Source organism: Caballeronia sp., assembly GCF_028292365.1.
Classification (GTDB): Bacteria; Pseudomonadota; Gammaproteobacteria; order Burkholderiales; family Burkholderiaceae; genus Caballeronia.
Genome location: NZ_JAQGMM010000215.1, coordinates 1 through 4,994, shown reverse-complemented (window position 1 = coordinate 4,994; position 4,994 = coordinate 1). Strand labels below are relative to the sequence as shown.

The window sequence follows — 4,994 nt, the reverse complement described above, 5'->3', positions numbered from 1 at the left end:
AGAGCGGCAAGGGCGTGTCACGCTCGCGCAGCATCAGCAGGCCGGTCACGTGATCGATCTGCGCGTCCAGGGTTATCACCGCCGCAATGCCGCTGTCGCGCGCGCGACGTGCCGGCTGCAGTTCGGGATGGGCCGCGATTTGCGCCAGCAGGTCCGGCGATGCATTAACCAGCAGCCAGTCTTCGCCGTTCGCACTCACGACGATGGACGACTGCGTACGCCGCTGCGCTTTAAGCGTACCGTTGCGCACGCCATCGCAGTTGCGGCAGTTGCAGTTCCATTGCGGAAAACCACCGCCCGCCGATGAACCGAGTACCTTGATTTTCATGCGGCGTGACGCTGGCAGCGTCCCTCTGTGAAAAGTCGGTGGGGCGTTGTCATGGCAGCATCCTTTGCATCAGGCGGTCGCGGTCTATCAACTGATGTTTGAGCGCGCCGGCCACATGCAGCACGATCAATGCGATCAGGATCCAGGCCGAGACCGTGTGCACCGTGAAAAAGATTTTCCTCAAGCCAGGATCGTCCCACGCCCACATGGGCAACGGGATGCCCCAGAAGCGCGTGCCGAACTTGTTGAATGACGAGCCGAGGTAACCCGTCAGCGGCATCACGATCATTGCCACGTATAAAAGACCCTGCGTCATGCTCGCGGCGGCGCGTTGCCACGCTTGCATCGGAGGAAGCGGAGGCCGGCCTGCAACCAGGCGAACCACGATGCGAATCAGCACAAGCAGGAAAACGGTCATCCCAAGCGATTTGTGGAAGTTGATCAGGGTCGACTTGAAAGCGAGGCCTTTCGGCAGCCCGACCATATAGAGGCCAATGCCGAGCATGACGATGATCGCCAGCCCGATCACCCAGTGCAGGGCGATCTGCGCGGGTGAATAACGCGGCACGCCTGCGCTTGCGTCGAGCGGCGCGGCGGATGAATGCGCGATGTTCATGGTCGCCTCCTTCAGGTTGCGGAGTGGGCCGCTTTTCAGCGTTAGCTTATTCGTTGCTCTACCCTACGCCGATTGGTTTCATCCGACGAGCAGCAGTTCCCCGCGTCCGTCCACCGCGAGATCGCCCGTATACCGGCGCGGTAGCGAGCTGGCTTGCAGCGTCGAAAATGGTGCAATCTCGGCGGCAAGCGAGCGCACGAGAAGCGACCAGAAGACGTCGAAGCCCTTGCCGCCTCCTGTAAACGTAGGCGGCAGGCTGGCGGGCGCCTGGAGCAGCAACAGCGTGCCGCGCCGCATGCCGTAGCCGAAGTGCGGCGCGAGCTTCCCGGCGATTCCGATCGTGCCCGCCACGAGCCGCGATGCCGCGCACTCGCCCGCGTCTCCACCGACCAGCACAAGCCCGCGACGCATGCGGTCGCCGAGCCGCGCGCCGGTGTTGCCCCGGATGGTCAGCGTGCCGCCCGTCATGCCTTCCATGTCGCCGGGCAGCGGACCGGCTGTAAAGTCGCCGCTGTTTCCGCCTACCGTCAGGCGGCCGCCGCTCATCTGGCAGCCGGTGAAGTCGCCGGTGTCGCCATCGATGAACAATTCGCCGCCTGCCATGCGAAAACCCGTGTGGTTGCCGGTGGAACCGTGGACATGAATACGACCCTCAGCGAGATGCGCGCCAAGACGGTCGAGCCATGGCACATCGCCTTCAATCGCGAGCGCCGCGCCATCTTCTGTACCGTCCCCTTCCATACGCGAAATATCGAACAGGTCGCCGGCCTCGCAGCGCTCGTTACCCGCCGGCAACACGATGCGCCCGATCTCCGTCAACGAAAGCACGGCGAGCGCAACTGGCAGCAGCCCGGCAGCATCCACACGAAAGCCGGGCGCGCTCCTGAGCCGCAACATAGTTGTGCTCATGCGCGTCTCCCTTCCACGCCGGCCGCAAGCTCGCGAAGATGAAAGTGATAGGGGCCGAGTTTGCCGCCATAGTTTCCCGCCGATATCCGCAGCACGCCGCCCGCCCGCCCGAGTCCGGCCGCGGCCGTGATACCCGCGGTCATGGCCGCGCCGACGTCGCTGTCGGTCAGGCCGTCGATCACGATTTCGAGCACGCAGCCGACCTCGCCATCCAGTTCGCTTTTCGGCGACAGGCCGACGAGCGTCGGACAAAAGGCGTCGTTCGTCGATGCGGGTGCCGCAGCATATTTCGAGCCTACCTTGGAGCCTGAGCGCACGACTCCGCCGGGGAACGGCATGATCACGTTTGGCAAGCGGCGCATCGCGTCAACCGCGCTTTCGGCCACCCGCAGCGCCGCGTCGGTGTCTGTTGCGAGCAGCAACAAATTGCCGCCGCCGACTGCCTTCACCGTGACGGTGCTTTCTTCGGCGACGAACTCGCCATCCATCACGGGCACGCGCCAGTAGCGCGTCTCGCCGAGCATCTTGCTGATCTGCCAGCCGTCGCCGAAGAAACGCAGGCTGCTGCCGAGCGGGGCGTTATCGGAGAGAGGCGCGCGGCTCGTAGCCGGATCGATGCCGCTAAAGACCGCGGTAGTCGGGCACGTCAGCACACATTGCCCGACACGCCGCTCGACCTGCTTCGCCAGTTCTTTAGTCGATACCGCGAACAGCAGCACCGCGACGCCCGGCCGGCCATCGGGCGTTTCATGTGAACCGAGTTCGCGTTCGATCCCCGCTTCGCAACCGCAGCCGATGACCGACGTGGCGAAGCCCGTCAGCGACTGCGCCGCGTGATTCGCCCAGACCGGCGTGTGGGCGGTGATGACGAGCCGCGTCGCTTTCATCGGGAAGGCTTCCGCGAAGGTGTCGTCGATGAGGGTGTCGTTGATCTGCATGGCGCTTTTCGCTCACGCTCGGGCGTTCAGGCAGGCAACCGGCAAGAGCCTGCCGCCGCGGCAGCAGGTGCAGATTTCGTCGTCGCTGATGGCCGCGTGAACCGGATTGCCGACCAGGTTCGCCGCGCTATACGCTCGCAACGTCTTCTCGATACCGCGATCAAAATCGGGCGAAACGTAGTGGATGCCGCCCGTGGGCGTGGCGACCAGCACGCCGTCGCGCGCGACCAGTTGTCCGTCCTTGAACACATACGCCGGCGATGTGAACATCCGTTCCTTGTCCGCGTGATCCCGATACACCGCGATGTCCGCCGCCGCGCCCACGCCCAGGTGGCCGCGATCCTTCAGGCCGAGCAAACGCGCGGGACCCGCGCGCGTGATGATCGCGATGTCATACAACGAGAACTCGCGCGTGAGCTCCGGCAGCGCGCTCGCGACCTGCGCTTCGGGGTTCAGCTTCGCCAGCTGCTCGTCGCGAAAGCCCTTGTCCATCAGCAAGCGGATCAGGTGCGGATAACTCGTGAACGGTCCGCCGTTCGGGTGATCGGTGGTCATCGACACGCGCCACGGGTCGTCGACAGCCAGGAAAATCTCCAGCCCGATGATCCATTGCAGTGCGTTCACGTAACTCTGCTCGCGGTATTTGAACGGGACGATTCCGCAGCCTGCGTCGCATTCGATGTCGCCGGCTATCCATTTCTTTGGTGTCGCAAGCGGAGCGTTTTTGAACTGCATCATGGTGTCGCCCGACGCGGTGACGGTCTGCCCAAAAATGATCTGGCCGACATCGATCGACACGTTCGGCCGCGCATTGACGGCGTCGGCAATCGCGTGCGCACCCGATGAAAACTTGCGCGGTCCTTCCACGCCATAGCTATGAAACTGGATATGCGTCAGATGAATGGGCAGGCCGTCGGCGGCGTCCATGGTGGCGATCGTCGAGTCGATGTTGCCCGGAACGCCAAGGTTGCTCGCATGCACGTGCAGCGGATGCGGCACACCCAGCTCGGTCAGCGCGCGCGATAACGTGCGCAGCACGTCGCGCGGCGTGATGCCGTAATGCACATGCGGCTCGTCCACGTTCAGCGAGCGCTGGTTGAACTTGAACGCGGAGATGCCGCCGGGATTGACCACCTTTACGCCGAGCGCCTTGCTTGCGTGCATCGTCCAGCCCACGTAATCGCGCAGGCGCTCGAAGCTGTCGCGCTCGGCCAGAAGTTGCAGGAACAGTTCGTCGTTGCCGAGCATCACGTATGCGCCGTGATCGATGATCGGCGTGTCGCCCATTTCCAGATGCGTGTGGCGCGCGTTGGACGGCATCATCGCGGGCTCGAAGGCAGCGGTATACCCCATTTCCGCGTATCGATACCCCGTGGCGAGCGTGCCGGGCGCGCAGGTACCGCACGACGGCAGCCGCAAGTAGCGGCCATTTGCATCCAGCGTTGCGCCTTCGTCCGCGCCGCCGCCGCGATGATCCTCCGGCAACAACAGGCGCGAGAGATTAGTTTTGCCGCCGCCAATATGCGAGTGCAGGTCGATACCGCCCGCCATTACGATCATGCCGGTCGCGTCGAATTCCTCGTCGACGGGGGCGCCGGGATCGGCCGCGACAAGCCGGCCGTCGCGCATGGTCAGGTCGCGGCGTTCGCCGTTGAGGCCGTTGGCCGGATCGTAAAGCGTGCCGCCTTTAAGCCGCGTCAGGCTCATGATTGGCTCCCCGAATCGAGCAGGTCTGACAATCGTGCCGCGATGGACGCGACCGTCGGCAGTGCCGTCGCGCGTGCCGCGCTCAGCGGCGCGACCACCGACCCGTCAACGCGAAACAGGTGGCCGCCGCTATCTACGCCGGGTGTTCCCACCGGAATGAATACTGTCGGCGCGGCGCGTGCGCCGAGCATCGATCGCATCGCGGGATGGCCGAGCACGATGGCCGGGACGTTATCGGCGAGACCGGGTGGCAGCGGCTCGGGCTGGAAGCTCGCGACCCATAACAGCGCATCGACTTCATGCGCCGCCAGAAGGCGTTGCGTACGGTAACGCCGGGGATCGTGATCGAGCGGTGGTTCATCAGCGAGGCGCGTGGGCATCGACACGCGGGTGCGCAATGGCAACCCCGATAGCCACGTGATGGCCTGATTGACGCTCAGCGCGCCATCGTCGCCGCCAAGCGCGAGTGTGCCGGCGCGCGTGGTCCGGTTAACCA

Annotated in this window: 5 protein-coding genes and 1 pseudogene; all 6 read right to left on the bottom strand. The window is 64.6% G+C overall.

What is annotated here, in order from left to right:
- On the bottom strand, positions 1 to 328 hold a 328-nt coding region (locus tag JWR14_RS13175), incomplete at its 3' end, for an MBL fold metallo-hydrolase (RefSeq protein WP_299707079.1).
- A gap of 49 nt (positions 329 to 377) precedes the next feature.
- Positions 378 to 944: a cytochrome b gene (locus JWR14_RS13170; RefSeq protein ID WP_299707076.1), complete on the bottom strand. Its 567-nt coding sequence runs from the start codon at positions 942 to 944 to the stop codon at positions 378 to 380.
- A 78-nt stretch (positions 945 to 1,022) separates the two neighbouring features.
- Positions 1,023 to 1,853: a formylmethanofuran dehydrogenase subunit C gene (locus tag JWR14_RS13165; protein ID WP_299707073.1), complete on the bottom strand. Its 831-nt coding sequence runs from the start codon at positions 1,851 to 1,853 to the stop codon at positions 1,023 to 1,025.
- Positions 1,850 to 2,791 carry a formylmethanofuran--tetrahydromethanopterin N-formyltransferase gene (gene fhcD / locus JWR14_RS13160; RefSeq protein ID WP_299707070.1) on the bottom strand — a complete coding sequence of 314 codons (942 nt, stop codon included), beginning with the start codon at positions 2,789 to 2,791 and terminating at the stop codon, positions 1,850 to 1,852. Before fhcD ends, JWR14_RS13165 begins: the two co-directional genes overlap by 4 nt.
- 12 nt (positions 2,792 to 2,803) lie before the next feature.
- Positions 2,804 to 4,498, bottom strand: a complete 1,695-nt coding sequence (locus tag JWR14_RS13155) for a formylmethanofuran dehydrogenase subunit A (RefSeq protein ID WP_299707067.1) — start codon at positions 4,496 to 4,498, stop codon at positions 2,804 to 2,806.
- Positions 4,495 to 4,994: pseudogene (locus tag JWR14_RS13150) on the bottom strand (formylmethanofuran dehydrogenase); the annotation flags it as partial. The pseudogene JWR14_RS13150 and the gene JWR14_RS13155, both read right to left, overlap by 4 nt.

Bases quoted from the DNA above. Each gene is read 5' to 3' on its own strand.
- JWR14_RS13170 (WP_299707076.1), bottom strand. From the start codon at position 944: ATGAACATCGCGCATTCATCCGCCGCGCCGCTCGACGCAAGCGCAGGC.
- JWR14_RS13165 (WP_299707073.1), bottom strand. From the start codon at position 1,853: ATGAGCACAACTATGTTGCGGCTCAGGAGCGCGCCCGGCTTTCGTGTG.
- fhcD (WP_299707070.1), bottom strand. From the start codon at position 2,791: ATGCAGATCAACGACACCCTCATCGACGACACCTTCGCGGAAGCCTTC.
- JWR14_RS13155 (WP_299707067.1), bottom strand. From the start codon at position 4,498: ATGAGCCTGACGCGGCTTAAAGGCGGCACGCTTTACGATCCGGCCAAC.